Here is a 24,658-nt window from a genome sequence, read left to right as displayed (position 1 = left end):
AGGCTGTCTGCCCTTGTTATTAAATATCCTATTGCTCGGGGACGAGGATTTCGCGTTTCCCGACATGATTTGCTGACGAAACAACACCTTCCTCTTCCATCTGCTCAACAAGCCGCGCCGCCTTGTTGTACCCGATGGCGAGTTTCCGCTGAATGTAAGAGGTCGAGCATTTGCGATCCTTGATCACAATTGCCACCGCCTGATCGTACAGCGCGTCCTCTCCGTTCGTGTTGCCACCTGTATTCAGCCCCAGAACGGCGTCAATGTTGTCGACCTTGTCCTCGGCCGGTCCATCCAGAACGCTGCCCACGTAATCGGGCGGGCCGAATTGTTTGAGGTGGTTGACGATTTCCTCGACCTCTTCATCCGACACAAACGGCCCGTGGCATCGGGTGATCTTGGCGCCACCGGCCATGTAAAGCATGTCGCCCTGCCCCAGCAGCTGCTCGGCGCCCATCTCGCCCAAAATGGTACGGCTGTCGATTTTTGAGGTCACCTGGAACGAAATCCGCGTCGGGAAGTTGGCTTTGATCGTGCCGGTGATCACGTCAACAGACGGGCGCTGTGTTGCCATGATCAGGTGAATACCTGAGGCCCGCGCCATTTGCGCCAGACGCTGGATACACGCTTCGATCTCCTTGCCCGCGACCATCATCAGATCGGCCATCTCATCAACAATGACAACGATATAGGGCATCGCTTCGGGCGCGAATTGTTCCGTCTCGAATGTTGGTTCACCGGTTTCATCGTCAAACCCGGTCTGCACCGTGCGGCTGAACAACTCGCCCTTGGCCAGCGCATCCTTCACGCGGCCATTGTAGCCAGCGATGTTGCGCACGCCCATCTTGGACATCTTGCGATAGCGGTCTTCCATTTCGCCCACGACCCATTTCAGGGCCACGACCGCTTTTTTCGGATCGGTCACAACAGGTGACAGCAGATGCGGGATACCATCGTAAACCGACAGTTCCAGCATCTTGGGGTCGATCATGATCAGGCGGCATTCATCCGGCGTCAGCTTGTAAAGCAGCGACAGGATCATCGTGTTGATCGCCACCGACTTGCCCGAACCCGTGGTCCCGGCGATTAGCAGGTGAGGCATCTTGGCCAGGTTCGCCACCACGGACGCGCCGCCGATATCCTTGCCCAGCGCCAACGGCAGCGCCTGATTGCCATCGCCGAAATCGCGGCTGGCGAGGATTTCGCGTAGAACCACCATTTCCCGGTTTTCATTGGGCAACTCGATCCCGATCACCGAACGGCCGGGCAGTGTCGAAACACGTGCCGAAAGGGCCGACATCGAGCGCGCAATATCGTCTGCCAAACCGATCACACGGCTCGCCTTAAGGCCCGGAGCGGGCTCCAGCTCGTACATGGTCACGACCGGGCCGGGGCGTACGCTGACGATCTCACCCTTGACGCCGTAATCGTCCAGAACGTTTTCCAGCATCCGCGCGTTTTCTTCCAAGGCCTCATCGCTCAGGTGATGGCGCTGGATATTTGCGGGGTTGGACAATAAGCCCAGAGGCGGCAGTTCAAAATCAGAGTGTCGTTCCTCGAAGGACAATGCCGGTTGCGCTTCGGCCTGCGCACGACGGGACGGCAACGGTGTCCGGCGCACGGGCTGCGCCACCACAGGCTTCCGCGGTTCAGCCACTGGGATCTTCATCGCCTGACGCGGTTGCGGCATGGCATCGGCGACATCCTCGAAAACCGATTCATCATCGATATCCAACTCGGACGCGTAGTCGTATTGTTCCGTCCCGGCCTCATAACCCATCAAAGCAGGCTCTGGTGCCTCTGGCGTGTCACCAGTGGACACCTGCGGCTCGGGGCGCAGACCATACGCCGTCACCGGCGGTTCCGGGGGCAGTTCGGACAAGGTATGCTGGTTCAGGATCAGCGGATCGGGACGGCGTCCACGACCTTTGGTCAACGGCAGGCTGGGATCTGGCTCGGGTGTCATTTCGCCCACAGCAACCTTGCGATTTCGCACGGCGGCCGAGATTTTGGAGCGGATGCGATCTTCGCCGGGCATGTCGTCAAAGCCCGCGATCGGTTCCGGGTCCACCAGCTCGGGTTCGGGCATTGGATCGGGGCGACGGATAAGCGACGGCATTCGCGCCAACAGGCCCGATTTGACCGGAGGTTCAGGGCGTCCCAATTCAGGTTCTTCAAAAACAGGGTCGGCATAGACCAGTTCGTCGTCAAACATCGCCTCGACCGCTTCAGCCCGAGCAAGCTTGCGTTCTTCCCACTGCGCCCGGCGATCCCGTGCCGCTTGCGCGGCCGAAGCCGCACCGCGCCCCATCAGCGTCATCAGCATGTCATAAGACATCACAAGGCCCAGGATGAAGGCCCGGAAGCCACGTTTCACGTCGGCCTTGGTGAAGCCCAGCACAAAAACACCCAGCGCGGTCATACCGACGGCCATGGCCAGAGACATCAGTTTGACCAGAAAATGCGAGGAGATCGGCAACAGCGTCAGCAACGCGCCCATGACCGTGTCGCCAAACAAACCGCCCAAACCGTAGCTATGCGTTGCACGCCACTCGGCACCGGGAACAAGGGTTGCGGCATAGACCGAGGCTACAGCGATCCAGATCGGGGCAAAGATCAGGCGGGCAATGGCCCGGTCTTCACCGAAATGGCCCGCAAAACGCAGACCCCATCCAACCAGAACAAGCGCGATGCCCCAGCTTCCCCAGCCCACGATCATGAATAAGGGGGCTGCAATAGACGCTCCGACCCGTCCCATCCAGTTCTGCACGGGTGCATCGGTCGAAACCATCCAGTTGGGATCATCGGGCGTATAGGACCAGATCATCGCAGCCGCGGCCAAGCCCAACAGGATCAGCGCGATACCGATCAGTTCTTTACTGCGTCGCTCAAGGGCTGCCTGTGTTGTGCTGTCCAACAATGGGTCGCGGTTTCGCGCATTATATGATGCCATTTTGCCCTCGTACCTCACGTATAGATGCAGTCGCGGAGTGTGATCAGACCACGCTGCAACTCTGTTTTTGGGGCTACCAATGCAACCCGGATAAAGCCTTCGCCCGGGTTGTTCCCCGGATCGCCTTGTGAAAGATATGCGCCAGGAAGAACCCGAACCCCGGTATCCTTCCAAACCTTCAATGCTGCGTCCTCGCCATTCTCGACCGGCAACCACAGAAAGAACCCGGCCTCTGGCGACATGTAACCTTGCACGCCCGCAAACACCTCATCAGCAATGGAGTATTTCTCCTGATAGAGCGCGCGGTTTTGCTCGACATGTATCTCATCCGCCCAGACGCGCGCGGCGGCGGCTTGCAAGGGCAAAGGCAGTGGGGATCCGGCATAGGTGCGCAGCTTTTTCACCTGGCTGATGGACTTAGGTCCACCTGCAATCAGGCCCGAGCGCAAACCGGCCAGGTTCGAGCGTTTGGACAGGGAATTAAACAGCGTGATCCGTTCGGGATCAGCCCCCAGTTCCTGCGCGACGGTCAGAACCCCCGTCGGGGCTTGGTCACGGTAAATCTCAGAATAGCATTCGTCGGCAAAGATCCGGAAATCATAAGCCTCGGCCAGACGGATCAGGTCAGCCCAATAGTCGCGCGACGCAACTGCACCCTGCGGGTTGGCCGGGGAGCAGATATAAGCCACCGCAGTTCGGTTCAGCACATCTTCGGGCAGGCTGGAATAATCCGGCAGATGACCTGTCGCGGCGGTTGCAGGGACAAAATAAGGTTGCGCACCCACCGAAATCGACGCGACCATGTAGACCTGATAAAATGGGTTCGGGCACAGGATGATCGGTTGTTTGCCATTCTTCTGTTCCGGGCACAGCGCCATGGCCGCATTATACAGCCCCTCACGTGTGCCGTTCAGCGCCATGACGTTGGTGTCAGGGTCCATTTCGACCCCATAGCGCCGCTTGATCCAGCCCGTGATTGCACCGCGCAGGTCTTCCGAGCCTTCGTTCGGCGGATAGCCCTGAAACCCGGCCGCGTTTTCCATGATGACATCCGTCACCCAGGCCGGAAAGTCATGCGTGGGTGCGCCAATCGTCATATGAACGACGTCACCGCCCGGTTGATGGTGATCCAACAGGGCGCGCAAACGCGGGAATGCATATTCCGGTAGGTTCGAAAACCGCTCGGGGAAATCCATACTACTGCCTCAATATCGGGGTCATTTGCGCCCCGTTTTTTTGGCAGATTACAGCCCGCATACCTCTTCGTCCAGACAAAGAGGTTCCGAATCAGTGGATTGTGGCATTCAGGCCAATGCCGATTCTGCCGCTGACCCCAACCGCAAAAGGGCCTCTTCCGAGTTCGGATACCCCATCATCATCAGCCCGCAACAGGGCGTTCCGGTGGGCAGGGTCAGCGCCGCAAGCCCCATCAGGTTGCCGATCCGCGTGTTGCGAAGGGCCAGCAGGTTTTCAGTCACGTAATAGTCGTGATCGGTCATCAACCGGTCCAGATTGGGTGGCAAAATCGGTGCTGTGGGTGCCAGAACCGCATCGAACCCGGCAGTTGCCGCATCCCAGGCACTGCGGCACGCCTTGAGCTTAGCCCAGGCCGCGACATAATCGGGCCCGGAATAACCCATACCAATGCGGAACCGTTCCAGGATTTCGGGATACATTGCCTCTGGGTTGGCCTCGATCACATCGCGCCACAACCCATAGGCCTCGGTCGTGTAGACGACGCTGGACAGGGTCATCGCCTCGTTCAGCTCGGGCACGTCCAATGGAACAATCTCAGCGCCTGCATCCGCAAGTTTCGCAATGGCCTCGTCATAGGCTTTTCGCGGGGCATCACGCAGGTCGTCCTTGGCGATGTTCTGCAAATCAGCAAAGCGACGGCCTTTCAGCGAAGCGCCCCTCAGGTCTGCAGGTGCCCCGCCTTCCAACAGGGCCAGCATATGTGCTGCATCTTCAACAGATCGCGCCAGTGGCCCGACAGTGTCAAACCGCAGGCAGAGCGGCACCACACCTTCAAGGCTCAGCCGCCCGACCGTGGTTTTCAACCCCACCAGATCATTCCATGCCGCTGGAATTCGCACTGAACCGCCGGTATCGGAACCAATCCCGCAGGCCGCCAACCCCCAGGCGACCGACGCGCCCGCACCAGATGAAGACCCACCTGGCACAGCCGTTTCATCATGGATACAAGGGGGCGTTTCGGTGATCGGGTTCAATCCAAGGCCGGAAAAGGCCAGCTCGCTCATATGCGTCTTACCCAGACAGACCGTTCCCATCTGGGTTGCGTTGCGTACCACAAGTGCATCCGCGTCCGGCACCCGGTCTTTCAAAAGCGCCGACCCGGCCTCGGTCGCAGTACCAGCGGTGTCGAACAGGTCTTTCCAGCTAATGGGAACCCCATCCAGCAACGACCGCCGCAATCCCATCTTCGCGCGTTGCTGCGCGGCTTCGGCCTCGGCGCGGGCGCGGTCATGGGTGACGCGGGCATAGATGCGGTCGCGGTGCGGATGGGTGTCTATTGCGGACAGGTAGGTTTCCGTCAATTCAACCGGATCGATCTGGCCCATCCCAATTCCACGGCCCAAATCACACGCCGTCATGGTCAACCAATCCTGCATCCCGCCCCTCCTGCTTTTTGGCTTGAAAGAACGGTAGCGACAGGACTGCACATGGACAATCCCGAAAGGGCGCGCATATTGCAGGGCATGACACAGGCATCTGACATTCTGATCGTGGGCGGCGGGCTGAACGGCCCGGCTTTGGCATTGGCTCTGGCACAAACCGGACATTCGGTCACAGTGATTGATGCGCTGGAAGAGAAGGTCCGCAAGAATGCGGCGTTCGACGGGCGAGCCTATGCGCTGGCCTTGGCGTCACAGCGCTTGCTGGCTGCCATCGGTGTCTGGGACCGCGTTGCGGAACACGCCCAACCGATGCTGGAGATCAAGGTCACAGACGGCCACGCCGGTACAGGCCCGTCACCGTTTTTCATGCATTTCGACCACGCCGAAATAGAAGAAGGCCCGATGGGGTATATGGTCGAAGACCGTCACCTGCGCCGCGCCTTTCTGGACGCTATGGCCGATGAGCCCCGCATCACTCAGCTGAGTGGCAAGACTGTTGTGTCGCAACAAGCCGACACCACTGGAGTGACCGTGACGCTGGACGATGGTTCGACGGTGAACAGCAGCCTGCTGGTTGGGTGTGACGGCCGCCACAGCGGCACCGCGCAACGCGCAGGTATCAAGCGCACAGGTTGGGAGTATGGCCAGACCGCTCTTGTCTGCGCAATTGAACACGAGCTGCCGCATCACGGCATTGCCCATCAGTTCTTCATGCCGCCAGGCCCCTTGGCGATTCTGCCGCTGACCGGCAATCGCAGTTCCATTGTATGGAGCGAACGCACCAAGGCCGCGAAACAGATCAACGCCCTGCCCGAGAGCGACTATCTGCAAGTTCTACGCCCGCGGTTCGGCGATTTCCTAGGTGAAATCCGCCTGGCTGGAGATCGTTTCACCTATCCTTTGAACCTGACCATCGCCAATTCCTTTGTCGCTGATCGTCTGGCACTGGTCGGGGATGCCGCCCACGGGATGCACCCGATTGCCGGTCAGGGCCTTAACGCCGGTCTGCGTGATGTCGGCGCGCTGGCAGAGGTTCTGACCTTGGCAGGGCGGCGCGGCGAAGACATCGGGTCGCTTATGGTGCTGGAACGCTATCAGGAATGGCGCAGGTTCGACACCGCTGCTCTTGCGATGGCAACGGATGTTTTCAACAAACTGTTCTCGAACGACAGCCCGTTGCTGCGCATTGGGCGAGACGTTGGTATGGGAATTGTCGGCGCACTGCCGGGGTTGCGGCGCGGTTTCGTCCGCGAAGCCGCCGGTTTGACCGGAGATTTGCCCAAGCTGCTGCAAGGGCAGCCAATTTAGTCCAGCTGCCGTGCCTCGTCGACCAGCATGACCGGAATGCCGTTGCGGATGGGAAATGCCAGACCTGCGGCCTGTGACACAAGTTCCTGCCTTTCGGCGTCATAGCGCAGGGTCGTTTGCGTCTGCGGGCAGACAAGAGCTTCGAGCATGCGGCGATCAAAGGCGTGTTCAGGGTCAGTCATTGCAGTTTTTCCTCATTCGATCCGCCTCGCATTGCGAATTCTATCAATGTCATCAGCGTCTCGCGCCGTGTGCGCAGGCAAGGGGCCTCTAACAGGGCCTGTTTATCTTCCGGATCGAAGTCCAACAACATGGACAGCGAGTTCACCAGCAATTCATCCTCGGCATCTTTCAGCGAATCCCAATCGGTGGACAATTGCCGGGACGAAAAGAAGCGTTCCAGCAAAGCCAGGAACTTGGTGCGGTTGAATCTGTCGTCGTTTTCGGCCTTGCCCAGATCCCTGTCAAAGCCGTCCCACGAGACTTCGCATCGCCGGTATGGCGTGAAAGCGTCCAACTCTGACACCACGCGGAACCGGGACACACCGGTCAGCGTGATCAGATAACGACCATCTTCCGTTTCGGAAAACTGGGTCACACGTCCGACGCATCCGATGCGGTGCAGTTTGTTCTCATCATGGGCCGAAGGATTTGGCTGGACCATCGCAATCAGCCGTTCCTTGGTCTTGAGCGCATCGTCCAGCATCTGCAAATAGCGCGGCTCGAAGATGTGAAGCGGCAAGCGCGAGCGGGGCAACAACAGCGCCCCGGGCAAGGGGAAAACGGATACGGTGTCCGGCAGATCGGCGGGATGCATCATGTCCCAATTCTAGCTCTGATCAGAAATTAGGCAAATATCATCGAGCTGAGTTTGCGGCGACCGTTCAGAACGATCGGGTCATTGGGCTTGAGCGCATCAAAGATCGTGAAAAGCTGGGTCTTGGCGGCCCCGTCATCCCACTCACGATCCCGGCGGAACAATTCCAGCAATTGCGCCACGGCTTCTTCCACTTCGCCGTTCGCATGCAATGCCTGTGCCAGGTCAAACCGGGCCTGAAGATTATCGGGATCAGCATCAACGGCCGCTGTCAGATCCGCCACCGGACCTGCATCAGCCGCCTGCTTGGCCAGCTGCAATTGCGCATGCGCAGCCTCGACCTCGGCCGAGTTGGATATTTCGGCGGGTGCACCGTTCAGGATGGCCTCGGCATGTTCCAGATCGCCAGTGGCGATATGTGCCCGCACCAGCCCGCCATATGCTGCCGCGTGGTTCGGGTCTTCGCCAAGAATGGCGGCAAAAGTCTGCGCAGCATCTGCCGCGGCGCCGTCGCTCAGCATTTCTTCGGCGGCAACTACGGCGTCATCCAATTGGCCGCCCGGGCTTTCCCCACCTGACGCCTCGATCACGCGATCCACGAAAGCCTTGATCTCGGACCCCGGCAGCGCGCCCTGAAAACCGTCCACGGGTTGCCCTTTAAAAAACGCGTAGACCGTTGGAATCGACTGGATGCGCATTTGCGAGGCGATCATCTGTGCCTCGTCCACGTTGATCTTGACCATCTTCACCGCGCCTTTGGCGGCGGTAACCGCGTCTTCCAGCATTGGGCCCAGCGTCTTGCACGGGCCGCACCAGGGTGCCCAGAAGTCAACGATAACAGGCGTTTCCTGCGAGGCTTCGATCACATCGACCATGAAAGTGGCCTCGGTCCCGTCCTTGATCAGATCGGTGGCTGGGGCGGCTGCGCCGTTCAGGATGTCCATGGCAATCACTCTTTCGTTCGAACTTGCGCTCTATATGCAATCGCTTGTCGCAGAAACCAAGGGCAGAGTTTCAGTTCAAATGTCGAAAGTCGCAAAGACCGGCGCATGATCGCTGGGCTTTTCCCACCCACGCGCGTCGCGCAGAATGCGGCTGGAATGGCCCGCATTCGAAATATCGGGCGTGGCCCAGACATGATCCAGCCGCCGCCCCTTGTCTGCCGCATCCCAGTCGCGGGCCCGGTAGGACCACCAGCTGAAAAGCTGCCCTTCGGGAATATCCTGCCGGGTGATATCGACCCAACCACCCGCGTCCTGGGTCTCGGCCAGATGTTCCACTTCAATCGGAGTGTGCGAGACGATCTTGAGCAATTGTTTGTGTGACCAGACGTCATCTTCACGCGGGGCAATGTTCAGATCGCCGACGAGGATGGATTTTTCCGGCTTTTCTGCGTGGAACCAATCGCGCATGCCCGTGAGATAGTCGAGCTTTTGGCCAAATTTCTCATTCACTTCACGATCTGGCACATCACCGCCAGCGGGGACATAGAAGTTGTGGATCGTGACACCATTCTCCAACCGCCCGGCTATGTGGCGTGCGTGGCCGAGATCTGCGAAATCCATGTCGCCCACCTCCTCTATCGGCAGGCGGGACAGGATGGCGACGCCATTATATCCTTTCTGGCCACGGGCAATCATGTGGGTATAGCCCAGCTCCGCGAACCCTTCGGTCGGGATCTTTTCAACCGGAGACTTGCATTCCTGCAAACACAGAACATCCGGTGCCTCTTCTTCCAACAGTTTCAGCACGATAGGTTCGCGCAGTCGGACCGAGTTGATGTTCCAGGTGGCAAGTGTGAAGGGCATGGCGAGGATTCCTCTGTCGCGATTTGGCGAAGGTTAACGCGGTGGGGGATGGGGTACCATCAGAAAAGAAAAGCTAGGACGGGTGGCTTTCATTTTGGGGGGCATCGTCGCAAATCTCGTACCAGTCCGGCTTTTCCGAAACAAATTCGTGAAACTGAACTTTCTGCTTTAACCCAGTATCCAATGCGTTTGCAGCGATTGGAAAACTGTCTGCTTCTGAAGTGATTTCGCCCAAAGATGTCCCGCATTTCGTGCAGAAACACCTGTCGTATTTGTAAGGCGGATCAGGCTGGTGCAGCGTTACGTTTTCCCTTCCCCTAACCCACACCAAGTCTTCTTTGTTGACAAATACGACTGTGCTGGCCCCGGCTTTTCTGCATCTTGAGCAATGGCAGGTTCCCATCACGGATGGTTGAGACTTCAGGTTAAACTTCACCGCCCCGCACAAACAGCTTCCTTCGATCATCACGCGCTCCTCCAACCTTTCGCAAGAATTAGAACATTACAGGAACAAAATGGATTTCGCAACGCCTGTGACGGTATAGGCGGCGCATGATCTCGTCCTTCAGAAAAGAAAAAAGCCGGGCCATCCGGCCCGGCAGTCCAACAGGGAGGTGCATGTCATAACCCGGACATGCGCGGGTTGGGAGTAACCTAATTATGAGTACAGGGTATCACTTTGATCCAAATCAATCCACACTCAGTTAAGAAACCAGCCTATATCCACCGGATTCTGTGACCAAAAGGCGCGCATTTGACGGATCGGGCTCAATCTTCTGACGCAGGCGGTAGATGTGGGTTTCCAGCGTGTGCGTTGTGACACCAGCATTATATCCCCAAACTTCGTGAAGCAGCACATCCCGCGCCACCACGCCGTCAGTCGAGCGGTACAGGAATTTGAGGATGTTGGTTTCCTTCTCGGTCAGGCGGATTTTTCTGTCCTCTTCCGTGATCAGCATCTTCATCGCCGGTTTGAACGTATAGGGGCCAAGTACAAATACAGCGTCCTCGGATTGTTCGTGCTGTCGAAGCTGCGCACGGATACGTGCCAGAAGCACCGGGAATTTGAATGGTTTCGAGACATAGTCATTCGCGCCGGCATCCAGGCCCAGGATCGTATCGGCATCGCTGTCATGACCGGTCAGCATCAGGATCGGGCTTTTGACACCCTGTTTGCGCATGAGGCGGCACAGTTCGCGCCCGTCGGTATCCGGCAGACCCACATCAAGAATGACCAGATCATAGATCGCTTCGCGCGCGCGCTCCATGGCAGAGTGACCATCCGACGCCTCGAACACGTCAAAGTCTTCGGTCATGACAAGTTGCTCGCTGAGCGCCTCGCGCAGATCCTCATCATCGTCCACTAGCAGGATTTTCTTGAGCTGAGCCATTTCCCGGTCCTCCAAACGCTTTTCCATCACTTGCGCGTGGAATATGCAATCAACAAGATTTGCTGCAACCGTTTCACGCCTTCGTGTCAGAGTTCGCGGAAATGTTTCACATTTCCTTTCGAAAGAGCTAGGAGAAAGATTGAGCGTTATAGGGTAACATTGATGAGTCTCATCCCCGACATCACGGAACTTCTCGCCCGGGCCCGGGCCGATCTGCGCATGGGCGTTCCCGTTGCACTGACTGATGACAGCGGCTTCAGCGTGCTTGCGGTTTCTGCCGAAACGCTCAGCCCGCAGCGTCTGGCCGACCTGAAAAAACTAGGGAGTCCGGTGGTGGCCATAACTGGGCGACGTGCTGAAACCCTGAAAGCGCGGGCGTACGACGGGGATCTGGCGCGTGTATCGATCCCGGCGGATGCGGATATCGCATGGGTACAGGCGGTTGCCGATCCTTCCGACGATCTGAACGCGCCCATGAAGGGCCCGTTGATGACCGAGCGGCACGGTAATGCCAATCTCCACCGTATCGCAATTGCATTGGCCAAATCCGCGCGCATCCTTCCCGCTGTGGTCGTGGTACCTGTCGAGGACGGCAGGGCATTTGCCGCGTCGCACGGTCTGACATGCATTGATCACACGCGCGCCACACCTCATCTGGCGGATCGCAGCACTTTGCACGAAGTCGTCGCGGCCCGCCTTCCGATGGAGGTGTCCGAAGCAGGCCGGTTGCACGTCTTCCGACCTGAAGACGGTGGTGAAGAGCACTACGCCGTCGAGATCGGACGCCCGGACCGCGACAAGCCTGTGCTGGCCCGATTGCATTCTGCCTGTTTCACCGGCGATCTGATGGGAAGCCTGAAATGTGATTGCGGCCCGCAACTGCGCGGTGCCCTGGAACAGATGGGGGCAGAAGGTGCAGGCGTTCTTTTGTACCTGAATCAGGAAGGGCGCGGTATCGGTCTGGCCAACAAAATGCGCGCCTATTTCCTTCAGGATCAGGGTTTTGACACTGTTGAGGCGAACCACAGGCTGGGTTTTGAGGACGATGAGCGCGATTTTCGGCTTGGGTCGGACATATTGAAGTCGCTGGGCTTCAATTCTGTCCGCTTGCTGACCAACAACCCGGCCAAGATCGCCATGATGGAGCGAACAGGTATCGCAGTAACCGAGCGTGTCCCTCTGAAGGTTGGCGAAACCTCTCACAACCGGGGATACTTGGCGACCAAGGCCAGGAAGTCAGGGCATCTGCTTTGACCCCAAACGATCTTGTTCTAACCCCACGAGGCATCCGGTTTCTTGGCAGGGTGTTTCCCTGTTCCGTGGGCAAAGGCGGGTTGAGCAACGCAAAACGCGAAGGCGATGGCGCGACCCCCACCGGATATCATCGAATCGTCGGCATGCTATACCGGGCCGACCGAATGGCCGCCCCCAGCAAATGGGCCCGTGCCATTGGCCCACGAGACTTGTGGTCTGACGACGTGTCTGAAAGCAGATACAACCACATGGTCAGCGCACCCTATGCATTCAGCCATGAAAAGCTGCGCCGCGCCGACCCGTTATATGACCTGATTCTTTTAACCGACTGGAACTGGCCAAACGCCGTTCCGGGCAGAGGGTCAGCGATTTTTCTGCACCAATGGCGCAGACCCGGTTATCCTACAGAAGGCTGCGTTGCCTTTCGCCGGGACCATCTGCACTGGATATCACAGCGCATTGCCCCCGGATCATGGCTGATCATTCCTGAGGTTTAACCCGTTCGCCAAAGATGGCCGAGCCAACACGGACGTGGGTTGCGCCCAAAGCGATGGCCTGTTCGAAATCGTGACTCATCCCCATAGACAATCCATCAAGCCCGTTGCGTGCAGCGATTTTGGCCAATAGCGCAAAGTGCAGAGCAGGCTCTTCATCGACCGGAGGAATGCACATCAATCCACGCACGGGCAGATCCAATGACCTGCACTCGGCTATGAAACCATCCGCGCCCGCAGGAAGGATACCGGCCTTTTGGTCTTCCTCACCGGTGTTGACCTGAATGAACAGCTCCGGACAGGTTCCCATTTCCTGTGCCAAACGTGCCAGTGTCTTGGCCAGTTTGGGTCGATCTACCGAATGGATCGCATCGCACAGTTTCATTGCGTGACGGGCCTTGTTGGTCTGCAACGGGCCAATGAGGTGCAGATCAATACCCTCGAACTGTTCTTTGAACGCGGGCCACTTGCTTGCTGCTTCCTGCACGCGATTCTCGCCAAAACATCTGTGCCCCTGCTCAAGAACGGCCTGCACCCTTTCATTCGGCTGCACTTTAGACACGGCAATCAGTTTGACAGAACCTGCCGGTCTGTCTGACCTGGCTTCGGCTTTGGCGATACGTGCGGTGATGTCTTGCAGCGACATGGGACCCTCATCCTGTTTTGCGCAGAAAAACACCAAGTCGGCGCAAAAGAAAAGGGCGAGTCCGAAGACCCGCCCTTAAACCTTGCGGTTCAGATCAGCTTAGAAGTTGAACTGAGCACCGAAGTCAGCAACGAAGGTCGAGTCTGCGCAGACGTCGCAGTCGTTGACACCGATACCACCGCGCAGCGATGCACCGCCGCCCAGGTCGTAGATCGCGCCAACAGCAACCTGCTGCAGGTCAGCATTCGCGTTACCGTCACCGTAGGTGAACAGCAGGGTGGTTGCAGCGCCCAGGTTGTAGGCAGCCGACAGACCCCATGCGGTACCGTCAGTTGCAGTATTTTGAGTTGCGTCGTCTGCAACAAACAGAGTACCCGAGAAGTCACCCCATTCACCACCCAGGGTCAGAACGGTCAGGCTCGGATCGCTACCTGCGCCGCCAGCGTCAGTCTGACCATAAGCCAGAGCGGCTGTGATGTTGTTGAAGGTGTAGGTTGCGCTGATATCCCAGCGGTCTGCACCGTCAACGACGACACCACCAGCGATCGGCAGAGTATCTTCACCCTGATCATACGACGCACCGAACGAGAAGTCGCCAACAGAGTACTGGAAGAACACGCCATTCGAACCGGAACCGGTCGACGAGTAACCCAGGAAGCTGTAGTTAACGCCCGAATACTGGCCTGCGAACAGTTCCAGACCTACTTCGTTGCCGTAGTAGTTTGCCAGGTTGTCGAAGGCACCTGCGACGTTACCCGCGTCAACACGCAGGCCACCGTAGATGACCGAGAAGCGTGCGCCGTTCAGGCCAGCAGAGTTTGCTTCGCCCTGGTTGTCATCGTCGGCTTGCAGACGAACACGACCTTCAAAGCGAACGCCGCTGTCGGTTTCAACGATACCGTCGATGTTCAGACGGAAGCGCGATACCAGGATCGCGTCGCTCACGTCATTGCCATTCAGGGCAACCGAAGTGCTTGTGACCCCGGTCAGAACCTGACCGTTTGCGGTTGTGGTGGTGAAAGTCGCAGCCGTTGTGGCGTTGACGCTGCCAGTACGATCTTCAGAGTAAGCAATACCAAAGCGGCCATAACCGCTGAAGTTAACTTCAGCTGCTGCAACGCCTGCGGTCGCAATCAGCGCCGTCGATGCGAAGAGAACTTTTTTCATCTTGTTTCCCTCGGTTTCAAAAGAGTTATCTACTCGACACATGCCTCGGCATATGTCTCAGCACGGACACCGTTTCGCTCTTTTTGCCCCCCTTGCGCAAGCTTGGCATAAAGGCGGGAGCGTCATTGAGGTCAAATTGGTGCAAGGATGCCACAGTCAGTTTTCGCCCTGATGCAGCTGATACACTTACATTTCAGAAGAATGGACTTGTTGCAGCGGGGGTCCTTGGCTAGGAGTATCCCCTGAATACTGTAGAACAAGTGAAACAGGACCTGTTTACAATGCGCCTGCCGACGATTTTGGGAATGATCCTGCTGACCGCCGCTCTTTCGGCATGTGGGCAGAATCGAAACGCTTCAACAACATACTCCCCCAACATCGCTGGCGGCAATTCGGACGAACAGGAGCTGAATGACCCCGAGCGGGCAACTATCTGGGACATCTTTGACCGCAGCACCGCCGAACAGACAACAAACGTGAACCGGTATCTTTGGGCGGCTTCGCTGGATGTGCTGAGCTTCCTGCCAGTGCAAGAGGTTGATCCGTTTACCGGTGTAATCGTAACGGGTTATGGCACGCCTCCGGGCGGCGGCCGATCCTACCGGGCAACTGTTCATATCAGCGATCCGGCGCTTGCCGCGCGCTCTTTGTCGGTTGCGCTGCAATCAAGTGGGGGGGCTCCGGTGAGTGCGGCAACTTCCCGCGCAGTCGAGGATGCGATTCTGTCGCGTGCCCGGCAGCTACGCATAGCGGACAACAAGTTCTAGCAACCCGCCGAAAACCACAATATTACCACGCCGGGTTCCTACCCGGCGTTTTCATTCACGAAGGACCGCACAATGTCGCGCTACTCGGCCACCGAAATCGAAGCAAAATGGCAGGAGGCCTGGGACAAGGCCGGGATCTTCACCGCCAACCACAAGGCGGGCAAGCCAAAATACTATGTGCTTGAGATGTTTCCTTACCCGTCTGGCAGAATCCATATGGGGCATGTGCGCAACTATACGATGGGTGACGTCATCGCGCGGCACAAGCTGGCAACGGGCCATAACGTGCTGCACCCGATGGGCTGGGACGCATTCGGGATGCCTGCGGAAAATGCCGCGATGGCCATCGGGGGTCATCCGAAGGACTGGACCTACAGCAACATCGCCGACATGCGCGATCAGATGAAGCCACTTGGCCTGTCCATCGACTGGTCACGTGAGTTCGCGACCTGCGACCCCGAGTATTACGGCCAACAACAGGCGCTGTTCCTCGATATGTTGGATGCCGGGCTGGTTTATCGCAAAAACGCTGTGGTGAACTGGGACCCGGTCGACATGACCGTTCTGGCCAACGAGCAGGTTGAAAATGGTCGTGGCTGGCGTTCGGGCGCACTGGTAGAGCGGCGCGAGCTGACCCAGTGGTTCTTCAAGATCTCGGACTATTCCGAAGAATTGCTGGATGCGCTGGACACTCTGGACAACTGGCCCGCCAAAGTGCGCCTGATGCAGGAGAACTGGATCGGCAAATCCCGTGGTCTGCAATTCGGCTTTGAACGCACAGACGGCGGCGATCCGATCACCGTCTATACAACCCGCCCCGACACGCTGCTGGGCGCATCTTTCGTTGGCATCTCGCCCGATCACCCGATCGCAAAACAGCTTGAAGCCGAAAATCCAGAAGTGGCTGAATTCGTGGCCGAATGTCGTAAAGGTGGTACCACTGAGGAAGCCATAGAAACCGCAGAAAAGCTGGGCTTTGACACAGGCATCAAGGTCAAGCACCCGCTGGACCCGAGCTGGGAACTGCCGGTCTGGATCGCCAATTTCATCCTGATGGATTACGGCACGGGCGCAATCTTTGCCTGCCCTGCGCATGATCAGCGTGACCTCGACTTTTGCCGCAAATACGGCCTTCCTGTGGTCGACACATTCTTTGCACTGGATGACGACGCGCCGGTCGACAAAATTGCATTCGTCCCGCCGAAAACCGAGAAAGTCCGCTGGGTGAACCACTTCGCCGGTTTGACCGAGGCGACAGGCGAAGAAGCCATCAACGCCACCGTCGATTTTGCTGAACAAGCCGGTTGGGGCGAGGGTGTCACCAAATACCGTCTGCGGGACTGGGGCCTCAGCCGTCAGCGCTATTGGGGGTGTCCGATTCCCGTCGTGCATTGCGAAAGCTGCGGCGTGGTGCCCGAGAAAAAAGAAAACCTGCCGGTCCGCCTGCCTGACGATGTCACATTCGACAAACCCGGCAACCCGCTGGACCGCCACCCGACCTGGCGCGATTGTTCCTGCCCCTCCTGCGGTGCTCCGGCCAAGCGCGAAACCGACACGATGGATACCTTCGTCGATTCGTCGTGGTATTTCGCGCGCTTTACCGCTCCGCGTGCGGAAACACCCACCGATCTGGCTGAGGCCGAGTATTGGATGAATGTCGACCAGTATATCGGCGGCATTGAGCACGCGATTCTGCACCTGCTATATTCCCGGTTCTTTGCGCGGGCGATGCACCTCACCGGGCACTTGCCGAAGAAGGCCATCGAGCCGTTCGAAGCGCTGTTCACGCAAGGCATGGTGACGCATGAGATTTACCAGACGCGCGACGCCAACGGCCGCCCGGTCTATCACCTGCCCGAGGATGTAACCAACGGCAAACTGGCCGATGGCACAGAGGTCGAAATCATCCCCTCAGCCAAGATGTCGAAATCCAAGAAAAACGTGGTCGACCCGGTCAGCATCATTTCGGCCTTTGGGGCCGACACGGCCCGTTGGTTCGTGCTGTCCGATTCGCCACCCGAGCGGGACGTGGAATGGACGGCCGCAGGGGCCGAAGCCGCCTATAAGCATTTGAATCGCGTTTGGAATCTGTGTGACAGGATCGGCGCCATGGACGCCGATGCAGCGGGCGAAGGCGATGAGGATCTGTTGCGCGAGATGCACAAAACCATCCGCGACGTGACATTGGGTGTCGAAAGCTTTGGCTTCAACGCAGCCATCGCCAAACTGTATGCCTTCACCAATACACTGGCAAAATCCAAGGCCGGTGCGGCGGCTCAGAAACAGGCAATCAAAACACTGGCCCAGTTGATGTCGCCTATGACGCCACATCTGGCGGAAGATATCTGGGCGCATCAGGGCGGTGAGGGCCTTGTGGCTGTCGCCCCGTGGCCCGTCGCGGATGAAGCGATGCTGGTTGATGACACCGTCACCCTGCCGATCCAGATCAACGGCAAGCGTCGCGCGGAAATCAGCGTTCCAAAAGATATGGACAAAGCCGAGGTTGAAAATATCGCGCTCAGCACCGAAGCTGTCCAAAAGGCGCTGGATGGCAACGCGCCGAAGAAAGTTATCGTTGTTCCGGGCCGGATCGTGAATGTCGTTGTTTGATCGCAGAACATTGCTTGTTATGCCGCTAGCGCTGGCTGCCTGCGGCTTTCAACCGGTTTATGCTCCGGGTGGGTCGGGCTCTGCCTTGTTCGGTCGGGTGGCGGTATCTGCGCCAAATACCGTTGAAAGCTATCTTCTGGTTCAGAACCTTGAACAACAACTGGGCCGCAGCGCGGGCTCTATCAGCGATTACGCTCTGGATGTTCAGGTCTCGATCGAAACCCGCGGCGCGGCCATCACCACGACGAACGAGACAACGCGGTACACGATTGATGGACGGGCCCAATACGCGTTGAAATCCAATGAGACCGGGCAAGTCGCGGCGTCCGGCACCGTAACCGATTTTGTGGGCTATTCTGCTTCGGGTTCTACCGTTTCGACGCTGGCTGACGAACGCGATGCGAAAGAACGCCTGATGGTGATCCTGTCCGGGCATATCGTGAACCGCCTATATTCAACGCCGGGCTTATCCAAATGAAGTTGAGCCCGCGCGAGGCAGACGGGTATTTCGCCAAGCCGGATGCGGACAAGACCGGGCTGCTGATCTATGGTGCGGATGCCATGCGGGTGGCGCTTAAGCGGCAGCAGGTTCTGGCCGCCCTGCTTGATCCTGGTGCGGAAGAGGAAATGCGCCTGACCCGCCTGCCGGGTGGCGACTTGCGCGGCGATCCGGCGTCTCTGCTGGACGCGGTCAAGGCGGTTGGGTTTTTCCCCGGCCCGCGCGCGGTGTTTGTGGAAGACGCCACCGAAACCGCCTCGCCTGCGATTCTGGCCGCACTTGAAGATTGGACCCCCGGCGACGCTCAGATCATCGTGACGGCTGGTCAGCTGAAACCAAACTCAAAAATCCGCAAAGCGTTCGAGGGGCATCCTGCGGCCTATGCGATAGGCATTTATGACGACCCGCCATCGCGTGCAGAGGTCGAGCGGGTTCTGACTGAGGCGCAACTGAATAACATCCCCCGCGATGTCATGTCTGCCATCAGCGAACTGGCCAACAGTCTTAGCCCCGGTGACTTCACCCAAACCATTGAGAAACTGTCGCTTTACAAGCGTGGTGACAACTCTGAGCTGACCATGGAAGACATCCAAGCCTGCGCCCCGCGTTCGACCGAGGCGGCGCTTGACGACGTGCTGAACGTGGTTGCAGAAGGCCGCGCCGGTGAGATCGGACCGCTGATCCGGCGGTTGCAGGCACAGGGTACCAACGGGGTAACTCTGTGCATTGGGGCAACCCGGCATTTCCGCACCCTTTATGCCTGCGCCTCGGATCCCGGTGGTGCGGCGCAGGGTATCGGCAAGTTGCGTCCGCCGGTTTACGGCAAACGGCGTGACCGTATTCTGCGTCAGGCACAGGGCTGGGGCGCGCCCAAGCTGCAAACTGCTCTGACCGTTCTTACGGATACCGACCTCTCCCTGCGCTCCGCCGGACAGACCGCCCCCTCAATGGCACTGGTCGAGCGCGCAATGATTCGTCTGGCGATGCTTGCGCGGTCGCGCTGAGTTACTTGCCCTGATCCAGCCAATCGGCAGCGGCCCGACCGGCCCAGCGGCCAGTGGCAAGACAGGCTGTCAAAAGATACCCCCCGGTCGGCGCTTCCCAATCCAGCATCTCACCGGCGCAGAACACGCCCGGCATGGTCTTCAGCATCAGCCCGTCACCCAACGCGGATCGTTTCACGCCACCTGCCGTCGAAATGGCCTCATCCATCGGTCGCAGCCCCGCGTGCAGGATTGGCAGTTTCTTGAGGACCGCCACTTCGCCGGGCAGCGGCAAGTGACTGCGTTTTGCCATCTCGTGAAACACGGCGATCTTCTGCGGTGACAGGTTCAACGACTTTCTCAACCATTGCGAAAGTGTGGTTTTCGACTTTCTGGAAGACCAACGCGCCTGCAAGGACTGCTGTTCCAGGTCGGGCACCAGATCGACAAAAAGTAGCTGCCCTTTGCGCAAAGCAGGGGTGAGAGTGTAAAGCCCCCCTCCCTCCAGCCCGGTTGCCGAGATCGCAGCCTCGCCGCGGCTATCCAGGTCACCGGCCTTCCACCGAACCGACTTCAGCGCCGCCCCGAAATGTGGCTGCATATGAGTGCTCCAGTCCACCGACAGGGCTGAATTCGCAGGTTCAAACGGTGCAAGTTCCACGCCCCTGCCGGAAAGGACTTGCGTCCAATGACCATCCGATCCAAGGCGGGCCCAGCTGGCCCCACCCAGCGCAAGCACGGTTACAGCAGCAGTCAGGTTTTGCGGCCCGTCCGGGGTGTCGAATACCAGCGCATCAGCTTCCCAACCTTTCCATCGCCAACGGGTTTTGATCTCAACCCCGGCTGCGCCCAGTCGCGCAAGCCATGCGCGTAGCAAAGGCGACGCCTTCATGGCCTCGGGAAAAACCCGCCCGGTAGAACCTGTGAATAATATCTGTCCCAGTCCACGCGCCCAGTGCTGCACGGCTTGCGCATCAAAGGCGGTGATCATCGGGCGCAACCAGTCCGCCGCATCGGCAAAAGACCGCATCAGTGTCTCAGGCGGTTCGTCCTTTGTCAGGTTCAGCCCCGATTTACCAGCCATCAGAAATTTGCGTGCAACCGAGGGCTTGGCTTCGGCAACCAGCACGGAATGCCCGGCCTCGGCCAGTTGCTCGGCCGCCATCAACCCTGCGGGGCCTGCTCCGATCACGACTGCCTGCGCCATTCGCACCCTCTTGCCTTCGCCATCTATCGGCGCAAGTTTCAAACCATTATGGCGAACAACGATCCGATCTGCCCGCTCTGCGACCGCCCGATCCCCAGCGTGGGTGGCAGCCTGCATCATCTGATCCCAAAACTCAAAGGAGGCAAGGGCGGACCCACCGTTCTTCTGCACCAGATTTGCCACAAAGAAGTCCATGCCACCCTGACCGAGGCCGAACTGGCGCGCTGTTACAACACGATCGCAGCCTTGCGCGCGCATCCCAGGCTTGAGAAATTCCTGATCTGGGTGCGTAAACGCCCACCCGGATTTCGGTCGAAAGTTCCGGGCAAGCGACGCAACAGGTGATCAGCCAGGCAGGACCGGATCGCCAAAGGCGTCTTTCAAAGGTGCGGCCAACCCCTCGACTACTATTCCCCGGTAATCCGGTACGGGCGCAAACTGCGCACCCGCAAGATGCTGGAACTCCAATGTCGTATACGGTCGCTTCCACAACCATTCGCGATTCTCGACGGCCCACAAATCGGGGTTTGGAGGGGTTTCGTCGGTAAAAGCGTAGAAATGCAGATCAAAGCCATGGGGGGCCACCTCCTGCATCGACAGCAAGGACACACCTTGCGCGCGCCAAAACGCGTCTTCACCTGCGATATCACCGGTCCGAAGGGTTATCTGACCGATCCCGGCCTGCGCAAACGGAGCGTCCCGGTCCGCCGCCTGCGCCGGTTTGTTACCTTCGAAATCATGTTGCAGCAATTCGATGACAAACCCTTCGGGATCAGCCAGATGGCACATGTACCCGATATCCAGAAACTGGCTCGGCGTGCTTACCGCAGTACCCAGCGCGCGCAGATGCGCTGCCGCAAGATCGACATCAGGAACGGTAATTCCGATCTTCCAATATCTTTGGCCCCGGTCATGGGTGTATCCGCCACCACCCGGCAATAGCAGAAGGTCCGCATCTTCCGAGTTGTAGCCGACGCGGTAACCTGACCCCTGCCGGTCAACCCGCATACCCAGAACGTCGCGATAGAATACGGCCAGTCTTTCCGGGTCAGCGACCCGCAACCGAACGGCCGAAATCCTCATGAACACATCCTTGCGATGTCCGCGGCGACAACGGGGTCAGCGTTCACGCAGTCTGTCACAAACTCACGCGCGGTTTGCATCAGGTGATCGGGCTCGACGATCCGGTCAACCAGACCAAAGTCATAAGCCTCTTGCGCGGTGATCTTCTGACCTGCCATCAGGATCAACTTGGTTCTGGCCGGGCCCACCAAAGCCGCCAACCGTTTCGGATCGGACGGTTGCGGCAGAAACCCCAGCTTCATCACCGGATAGAAAAACTTGGCCGTTGGCACCGCAATGCGAAGGTCACAGGCCAAAGCCATGCCATTGGCCCCGCCAGCCAGAGTACCGTTCAATGCCGCAATGGTCAGGCAGGGCAATGCGGCGATGGCACCGGACAGTCTTTCCCAGACGTCAGAGGTGGCCAGACCGGCGCGCGCCTCGTCCAGATCGGCCCCGGCGCTGAACACTTTGCCCGCGCCGGTCAGGATCAGCGCCCGCGCGCTGGTTGCGGCCTCGGCAATCCCGGCCAGTTCATTCAGCATCGCTCCGGTCAGGGCGTTTGCCTTTTCGGGATTGTTGATCGTAACGACCCACAGGCCATCCTCTTTCCTCAGGTCGATCATATCAACCCGACCCTTTTTCGGATGTCTTCCAGACGCAGCGAGATTTCCGTTCCCAAATACTCATCCGCGTCCTTGGAACACATCCACAACAAGGCACGTGCTGGCCAGTCTGCGGGAATATGCGCGTCCCAGTCCAGTTGACTGACCGGATTGATACCGCTTGCCTTGATGGACCGCTGCATATCCGTGGCAACCGTCCCCGGCGACAGCCCCATGGCGCGAATACCGTGTTGGGCTTCTTCCAGATGCAGGCATTCCGTCAACATTTTTGCCCCGGCCTTTGACGCGCAATAATGGCTCCACGCCTCAACCGGGTTGGACGCCGCGCCGGACGAGACGGTCAGAATGCTTCCACCCCCGGCGGCCCGCATCACAGGCAATGCCGCACGCATTCCGTAGAAAACACCTTTGAGGTTGATGTCGATAGCTTTGCTCCAGGCCTCAGGATCGGCGTTGGAAAGATGAAAGATCGGATCGATCACACCGGCATTGCCAATCAGAACATCCAGCCCGCCGAACCGATCCACACATGTGGCCACAGCCTGCTCGACCTGCGCGAAATCGCTGACATCGCAGGCCAGCGCGATGGCCTGATCACCCAGATCAGCGGCCAAGGCATCAATCTGATCGCGGCTGCGGGCCACCAATGCGACATTGGCCCCGGCTGCGGCAAAAACGCGCCCCGCTTCGGCCCCGATGCCACGGCTGGCCCCGGTTATCAGAACTGTTTTCCCCTGCATTCGCCTCTCCTCACGCATTGTTATTGATCCCGGCAACAGGCGTAACGCGGAAACGGGGAAATGGTCCAGCCCTTGCCCCCTTGACGATAGGTGCCACAACCCCGACCATGCGCCGCAAATTGATCAAGAAGGGTTACCTTATGTCCGTTTTCCTCCACCGCAGCTGCGGTGCTGTTCTGGCTTATGCCGTCGCGACCCAGGGCGCGTTCGCCGACCTTACTGCAAATGATGTCTGGTCCGACTGGCAAAGCTATTTCACATCAATGGGCTACACCGTTACAGGCGACGAAAGCATCGCCGGTGACGTCACCACAATTTCGAACATGACACTTTCTTTGACCTTTCCGGAAGAAGACGGGCAGTTCCAGATGGTCATGCCGGAAATGACGCTGACCGAAAATGGTGACGGAACCGTTACCATCGGATTGCCCGAGAGCTTTCCCATGGACGTCACGGGAACAGCCGACGATGAAGAGTTTGCAGCCAAAGTGATTTATTCGCACAGCCAGCTGAACATGGTCGTTTCGGGTACACCCGAAGACATGACTTATGACTACACCGCTGACAAACTGGGCATTGCGCTGGATTCGATTGAAGTTGATGGCGAACCGCTGCCGAACGAGGTTTTCAGCATCGCGGTCGAAGCAGGTGATCTGGCCGGTCGGTCGCGGATGCAAATCGGCGAACACCGAAACATCACTCAGATATTCAACAGCGATACACTGACCTATAACCTGAACTTTCAGGATCCGGAAAGTGGTGAAAGCGGGCTGATCAATGGCCAACTGGGCCAACTGGCCTTTGAAGGCGAAAACGTGATCCCACTGGATTTTGACATGTCTGATCCGCAGGCGTTTTACCAAGCGGGTTTCGCCTTTGATGGCACGTTTACCTATGCATCCGGCAGCACCGATCTGAGCGGGACCAGCGAAGGACAGGCGTTCTCGATGAACAGCACCTCGGAGGGTGGGCACTTTGCCGCCAGCATCGACGCCGAGCGCATCGCCTATGACATCGCGCAGAACAGCACCAAACTGGCGGTGACAACAGCGGATCTGCCGTTCCCGATCGAGTTGTCCATGGCCAGTGCAGGGTTGAACTTCGAATTCCCGATCCAGCAATCGGACGAAATACAGCCCTTCGCCTTTGGCCTCAACATGACCGATTTCACCATGTCTGATGTCCTGTGGGGCATTTTTGACCCGGCAGGCGCGCTGCCCCGCGATCCGGCGACAATCGCGCTGGACACGACCGGCACGGCAAAAGTTCTGATGAACATCTTCGATCCGGAAATTGACGTTGAGTCGGATGAGACTCCGGGTGAGTTACATTCGCTGAAAATCAGCCAGCTTCTGGTTTCGTTGGTTGGTGCCAAACTGACCGGTGATGGCGATTTCGCCTTCGACAATTCGAACACAGAAGAGTTTGGCGGAATGCCTAGCCCAAGCGGCGTGGCGAACCTGAAACTTGTTGGCGCCAATCAGCTGATCGATACGCTGATCGGCATGGGCCTCATTTCGGACGACGATGCGCTGGGCGCGCGGATGATGATGGGTCTGATGGCTGTCCCCGGCGATGAGCCTGACACCCTGAACTCGACCATCGAATTCACGGAAGACGGTCAGATTTTGGCGAATGGCCAGCGTATCAAGTGATACCTATCTGAAAGGGCCGCGCAGTGCGGCCC

The 24,658-nt window shown here is 58.4% G+C and carries 24 protein-coding genes; 9 read left to right on the top strand and 15 right to left on the bottom strand.

The genetic code is table 11. The features are described 5' to 3' along the window. Positions 1–28: 28 nt before the first annotated feature. The 3 genes from ACR0JI_RS07170 to ACR0JI_RS07160 all read right to left on the bottom strand — a co-directional run bounded on the left by ACR0JI_RS07170 (position 29) and on the right by ACR0JI_RS07160 (position 5,586). Complete coding sequence (locus ACR0JI_RS07170; RefSeq protein ID WP_480493875.1) at positions 29–2,953, bottom strand: DNA translocase FtsK; 2,925 nt, start codon at positions 2,951–2,953, stop codon at positions 29–31. A 14-nt stretch (positions 2,954–2,967) separates the two neighbouring features. Further along, positions 2,968–4,149 (bottom strand): aminotransferase class I/II-fold pyridoxal phosphate-dependent enzyme, encoded by a 1,182-nt coding sequence (locus ACR0JI_RS07165; protein WP_480493876.1) that lies wholly within the window; start codon positions 4,147–4,149, stop codon positions 2,968–2,970. Positions 4,150–4,257: 108 nt separating this feature from the next. After that, positions 4,258–5,586 carry an amidase gene (locus tag ACR0JI_RS07160; RefSeq protein ID WP_480474138.1) on the bottom strand — a complete coding sequence of 443 codons (1,329 nt, stop codon included), beginning with the start codon at positions 5,584–5,586 and terminating at the stop codon, positions 4,258–4,260. A 51-nt stretch (positions 5,587–5,637) separates the two neighbouring features. Here ACR0JI_RS07160 and ACR0JI_RS07155 point away from each other — a divergent pair, with 51 nt between their 5' ends. Further along, on the top strand, positions 5,638–6,900 hold the full coding sequence (locus ACR0JI_RS07155) for an FAD-dependent monooxygenase (protein WP_480493877.1): 1,263 nt from the start codon (positions 5,638–5,640) through the stop codon (positions 6,898–6,900). On the opposite strand, the gene ACR0JI_RS07150 is transcribed toward ACR0JI_RS07155, so the two are convergent. From ACR0JI_RS07150 to ACR0JI_RS07125, 6 genes are all read right to left on the bottom strand, one after another. Beyond that, positions 6,897–7,082, bottom strand: a complete 186-nt coding sequence (locus tag ACR0JI_RS07150; RefSeq protein WP_209504973.1) for a Trm112 family protein — start codon at positions 7,080–7,082, stop codon at positions 6,897–6,899. The genes ACR0JI_RS07155 and ACR0JI_RS07150 overlap by 4 nt on opposite strands. Continuing rightward, positions 7,079–7,720 carry an LON peptidase substrate-binding domain-containing protein gene (locus ACR0JI_RS07145; RefSeq protein WP_480484107.1) on the bottom strand — a complete coding sequence of 214 codons (642 nt, stop codon included), beginning with the start codon at positions 7,718–7,720 and terminating at the stop codon, positions 7,079–7,081. The genes ACR0JI_RS07150 and ACR0JI_RS07145 overlap by 4 nt, the downstream gene beginning before the upstream one ends. Before the next feature lie 26 nt (positions 7,721–7,746). Next, a complete protein-coding gene (trxA, locus tag ACR0JI_RS07140; protein ID WP_267364326.1) occupies positions 7,747–8,661 on the bottom strand; it encodes a thioredoxin in 915 nt (304 codons plus the stop codon). Positions 8,662–8,736: 75 nt separating this feature from the next. Next, the gene (locus ACR0JI_RS07135) at positions 8,737–9,525 is read right to left on the bottom strand and encodes an exodeoxyribonuclease III (RefSeq protein ID WP_480474141.1); all 789 of its coding nucleotides are present in this window, start codon (positions 9,523–9,525) and stop codon (positions 8,737–8,739) included. A 73-nt stretch (positions 9,526–9,598) separates the two neighbouring features. Then, the gene (locus ACR0JI_RS07130; protein WP_480474142.1) at positions 9,599–9,991 is read right to left on the bottom strand and encodes a GFA family protein; all 393 of its coding nucleotides are present in this window, start codon (positions 9,989–9,991) and stop codon (positions 9,599–9,601) included. Positions 9,992–10,229: 238 nt separating this feature from the next. Beyond that, complete coding sequence (locus ACR0JI_RS07125; RefSeq protein WP_171724917.1) at positions 10,230–10,916, bottom strand: response regulator transcription factor; 687 nt, start codon at positions 10,914–10,916, stop codon at positions 10,230–10,232. 162 nt (positions 10,917–11,078) lie between these two features. Here ACR0JI_RS07125 and ribA point away from each other — a divergent pair, with 162 nt between their 5' ends. Both ribA and ACR0JI_RS07115 read left to right on the top strand, forming a co-directional pair. After that, a complete protein-coding gene (gene ribA / locus ACR0JI_RS07120; RefSeq protein ID WP_480493878.1) occupies positions 11,079–12,170 on the top strand; it encodes a GTP cyclohydrolase II in 1,092 nt (363 codons plus the stop codon). Further along, the gene (locus ACR0JI_RS07115) at positions 12,167–12,667 is read left to right on the top strand and encodes a L,D-transpeptidase family protein (RefSeq protein ID WP_480484110.1); all 501 of its coding nucleotides are present in this window, start codon (positions 12,167–12,169) and stop codon (positions 12,665–12,667) included. The genes ribA and ACR0JI_RS07115 overlap by 4 nt, the downstream gene beginning before the upstream one ends. On the opposite strand, the gene ACR0JI_RS07110 is transcribed toward ACR0JI_RS07115, so the two are convergent. Together ACR0JI_RS07110 and ACR0JI_RS07105 are read right to left on the bottom strand one after the other, a co-directional pair. Continuing rightward, positions 12,651–13,310, bottom strand: a complete 660-nt coding sequence (locus tag ACR0JI_RS07110) for a YggS family pyridoxal phosphate-dependent enzyme (RefSeq protein WP_480493879.1) — start codon at positions 13,308–13,310, stop codon at positions 12,651–12,653. The two genes, ACR0JI_RS07115 and ACR0JI_RS07110, sit on opposite strands and share 17 nt — an antisense overlap. Positions 13,311–13,409: 99 nt before the next feature. Beyond that, positions 13,410–14,477 (bottom strand): porin, encoded by a 1,068-nt coding sequence (locus ACR0JI_RS07105; RefSeq protein WP_480493880.1) that lies wholly within the window; start codon positions 14,475–14,477, stop codon positions 13,410–13,412. 281 nt (positions 14,478–14,758) lie between these two features. On the opposite strand from ACR0JI_RS07105, the gene ACR0JI_RS07100 reads away from it, so the two are divergent. The 4 genes from ACR0JI_RS07100 to holA all read left to right on the top strand — a co-directional run bounded on the left by ACR0JI_RS07100 (position 14,759) and on the right by holA (position 19,357). After that, a complete protein-coding gene (locus tag ACR0JI_RS07100) occupies positions 14,759–15,244 on the top strand; it encodes a DUF3576 domain-containing protein (RefSeq protein WP_480476837.1) in 486 nt (161 codons plus the stop codon). Positions 15,245–15,316: 72 nt separating this feature from the next. Further along, positions 15,317–17,854 (top strand): leucine--tRNA ligase, encoded by a 2,538-nt coding sequence (leuS, locus tag ACR0JI_RS07095; protein ID WP_480493881.1) that lies wholly within the window; start codon positions 15,317–15,319, stop codon positions 17,852–17,854. Continuing rightward, positions 17,841–18,332, top strand: coding sequence for an LPS assembly lipoprotein LptE (gene lptE, locus ACR0JI_RS07090; protein WP_480493882.1), 492 nt, complete (start codon positions 17,841–17,843; stop codon positions 18,330–18,332). The genes leuS and lptE overlap by 14 nt, the downstream gene beginning before the upstream one ends. Then, positions 18,329–19,357 carry a DNA polymerase III subunit delta gene (gene holA / locus ACR0JI_RS07085; RefSeq protein WP_480493883.1) on the top strand — a complete coding sequence of 343 codons (1,029 nt, stop codon included), beginning with the start codon at positions 18,329–18,331 and terminating at the stop codon, positions 19,355–19,357. The genes lptE and holA overlap by 4 nt, the downstream gene beginning before the upstream one ends. Position 19,358: 1 nt before the next feature. Here holA and ACR0JI_RS07080 read toward each other — a convergent pair whose 3' ends face one another. Next, positions 19,359–20,543, bottom strand: a complete 1,185-nt coding sequence (locus tag ACR0JI_RS07080) for a TIGR03862 family flavoprotein (protein WP_480474150.1) — start codon at positions 20,541–20,543, stop codon at positions 19,359–19,361. 48 nt (positions 20,544–20,591) lie between these two features. Here ACR0JI_RS07080 and ACR0JI_RS07075 point away from each other — a divergent pair, with 48 nt between their 5' ends. Next, on the top strand, positions 20,592–20,888 hold the full coding sequence (locus tag ACR0JI_RS07075; protein WP_480493884.1) for an HNH endonuclease: 297 nt from the start codon (positions 20,592–20,594) through the stop codon (positions 20,886–20,888). Here the strand turns inward: ACR0JI_RS07075 and ACR0JI_RS07070 are convergent, their stop codons facing one another. From ACR0JI_RS07070 to ACR0JI_RS07060, 3 genes are read right to left on the bottom strand one after another with little or no spacing between them, the layout of a single operon-like run. Continuing rightward, the gene (locus ACR0JI_RS07070) at positions 20,889–21,626 is read right to left on the bottom strand and encodes a VOC family protein (protein WP_480493885.1); all 738 of its coding nucleotides are present in this window, start codon (positions 21,624–21,626) and stop codon (positions 20,889–20,891) included. Beyond that, a complete protein-coding gene (locus ACR0JI_RS07065; protein WP_480493886.1) occupies positions 21,623–22,231 on the bottom strand; it encodes an enoyl-CoA hydratase/isomerase family protein in 609 nt (202 codons plus the stop codon). Before ACR0JI_RS07065 ends, ACR0JI_RS07070 begins: the two co-directional genes overlap by 4 nt. Next, on the bottom strand, positions 22,228–22,971 hold the full coding sequence (locus ACR0JI_RS07060; RefSeq protein WP_480493887.1) for an SDR family oxidoreductase: 744 nt from the start codon (positions 22,969–22,971) through the stop codon (positions 22,228–22,230). Before ACR0JI_RS07060 ends, ACR0JI_RS07065 begins: the two co-directional genes overlap by 4 nt. A gap of 140 nt (positions 22,972–23,111) precedes the next feature. Between ACR0JI_RS07060 and ACR0JI_RS07055 the strand changes: the two genes are divergently transcribed. After that, positions 23,112–24,626 carry a DUF2125 domain-containing protein gene (locus ACR0JI_RS07055; RefSeq protein WP_480493888.1) on the top strand — a complete coding sequence of 505 codons (1,515 nt, stop codon included), beginning with the start codon at positions 23,112–23,114 and terminating at the stop codon, positions 24,624–24,626. The last annotated feature ends 32 nt before the right edge of the window (positions 24,627–24,658 follow it).

The organism is Ruegeria sp. N10 (assembly GCF_056531545.1).
Note: the sequence above shows the minus strand (reverse complement) of the source record. Positions and strands in the feature narration are given on the sequence as shown.

Excerpts from the sequence above, each read along its gene's own strand:
- ACR0JI_RS07170 (WP_480493875.1), bottom strand. The coding sequence starts at position 2,953 with ATGGCATCATATAATGCGCGAAACCGCGACCCATTGTTGGACAGCACA.
- ACR0JI_RS07165 (WP_480493876.1), bottom strand. The coding sequence starts at position 4,149 with ATGGATTTCCCCGAGCGGTTTTCGAACCTACCGGAATATGCATTCCCG.
- ACR0JI_RS07160 (WP_480474138.1), bottom strand. The coding sequence starts at position 5,586 with ATGCAGGATTGGTTGACCATGACGGCGTGTGATTTGGGCCGTGGAATT.
- ACR0JI_RS07155 (WP_480493877.1), top strand. The coding sequence starts at position 5,638 with ATGGACAATCCCGAAAGGGCGCGCATATTGCAGGGCATGACACAGGCA.
- ACR0JI_RS07150 (WP_209504973.1), bottom strand. The coding sequence starts at position 7,082 with ATGACTGACCCTGAACACGCCTTTGATCGCCGCATGCTCGAAGCTCTT.
- ACR0JI_RS07145 (WP_480484107.1), bottom strand. The coding sequence starts at position 7,720 with ATGATGCATCCCGCCGATCTGCCGGACACCGTATCCGTTTTCCCCTTG.
- trxA (WP_267364326.1), bottom strand. The coding sequence starts at position 8,661 with ATGGACATCCTGAACGGCGCAGCCGCCCCAGCCACCGATCTGATCAAG.
- ACR0JI_RS07135 (WP_480474141.1), bottom strand. The coding sequence starts at position 9,525 with ATGCCCTTCACACTTGCCACCTGGAACATCAACTCGGTCCGACTGCGC.
- ACR0JI_RS07130 (WP_480474142.1), bottom strand. The coding sequence starts at position 9,991 with ATGATCGAAGGAAGCTGTTTGTGCGGGGCGGTGAAGTTTAACCTGAAG.
- ACR0JI_RS07125 (WP_171724917.1), bottom strand. The coding sequence starts at position 10,916 with ATGGCTCAGCTCAAGAAAATCCTGCTAGTGGACGATGATGAGGATCTG.
- ribA (WP_480493878.1), top strand. The coding sequence starts at position 11,079 with ATGAGTCTCATCCCCGACATCACGGAACTTCTCGCCCGGGCCCGGGCC.
- ACR0JI_RS07110 (WP_480493879.1), bottom strand. The coding sequence starts at position 13,310 with ATGTCGCTGCAAGACATCACCGCACGTATCGCCAAAGCCGAAGCCAGG.
- ACR0JI_RS07105 (WP_480493880.1), bottom strand. The coding sequence starts at position 14,477 with ATGAAAAAAGTTCTCTTCGCATCGACGGCGCTGATTGCGACCGCAGGC.
- ACR0JI_RS07100 (WP_480476837.1), top strand. The coding sequence starts at position 14,759 with ATGCGCCTGCCGACGATTTTGGGAATGATCCTGCTGACCGCCGCTCTT.
- leuS (WP_480493881.1), top strand. The coding sequence starts at position 15,317 with ATGTCGCGCTACTCGGCCACCGAAATCGAAGCAAAATGGCAGGAGGCC.
- lptE (WP_480493882.1), top strand. The coding sequence starts at position 17,841 with ATGTCGTTGTTTGATCGCAGAACATTGCTTGTTATGCCGCTAGCGCTG.
- holA (WP_480493883.1), top strand. The coding sequence starts at position 18,329 with ATGAAGTTGAGCCCGCGCGAGGCAGACGGGTATTTCGCCAAGCCGGAT.
- ACR0JI_RS07080 (WP_480474150.1), bottom strand. The coding sequence starts at position 20,543 with ATGGCGCAGGCAGTCGTGATCGGAGCAGGCCCCGCAGGGTTGATGGCG.
- ACR0JI_RS07075 (WP_480493884.1), top strand. The coding sequence starts at position 20,592 with ATGGCGAACAACGATCCGATCTGCCCGCTCTGCGACCGCCCGATCCCC.
- ACR0JI_RS07070 (WP_480493885.1), bottom strand. The coding sequence starts at position 21,626 with ATGAGGATTTCGGCCGTTCGGTTGCGGGTCGCTGACCCGGAAAGACTG.
- ACR0JI_RS07065 (WP_480493886.1), bottom strand. The coding sequence starts at position 22,231 with ATGATCGACCTGAGGAAAGAGGATGGCCTGTGGGTCGTTACGATCAAC.
- ACR0JI_RS07060 (WP_480493887.1), bottom strand. The coding sequence starts at position 22,971 with ATGCAGGGGAAAACAGTTCTGATAACCGGGGCCAGCCGTGGCATCGGG.
- ACR0JI_RS07055 (WP_480493888.1), top strand. The coding sequence starts at position 23,112 with ATGTCCGTTTTCCTCCACCGCAGCTGCGGTGCTGTTCTGGCTTATGCC.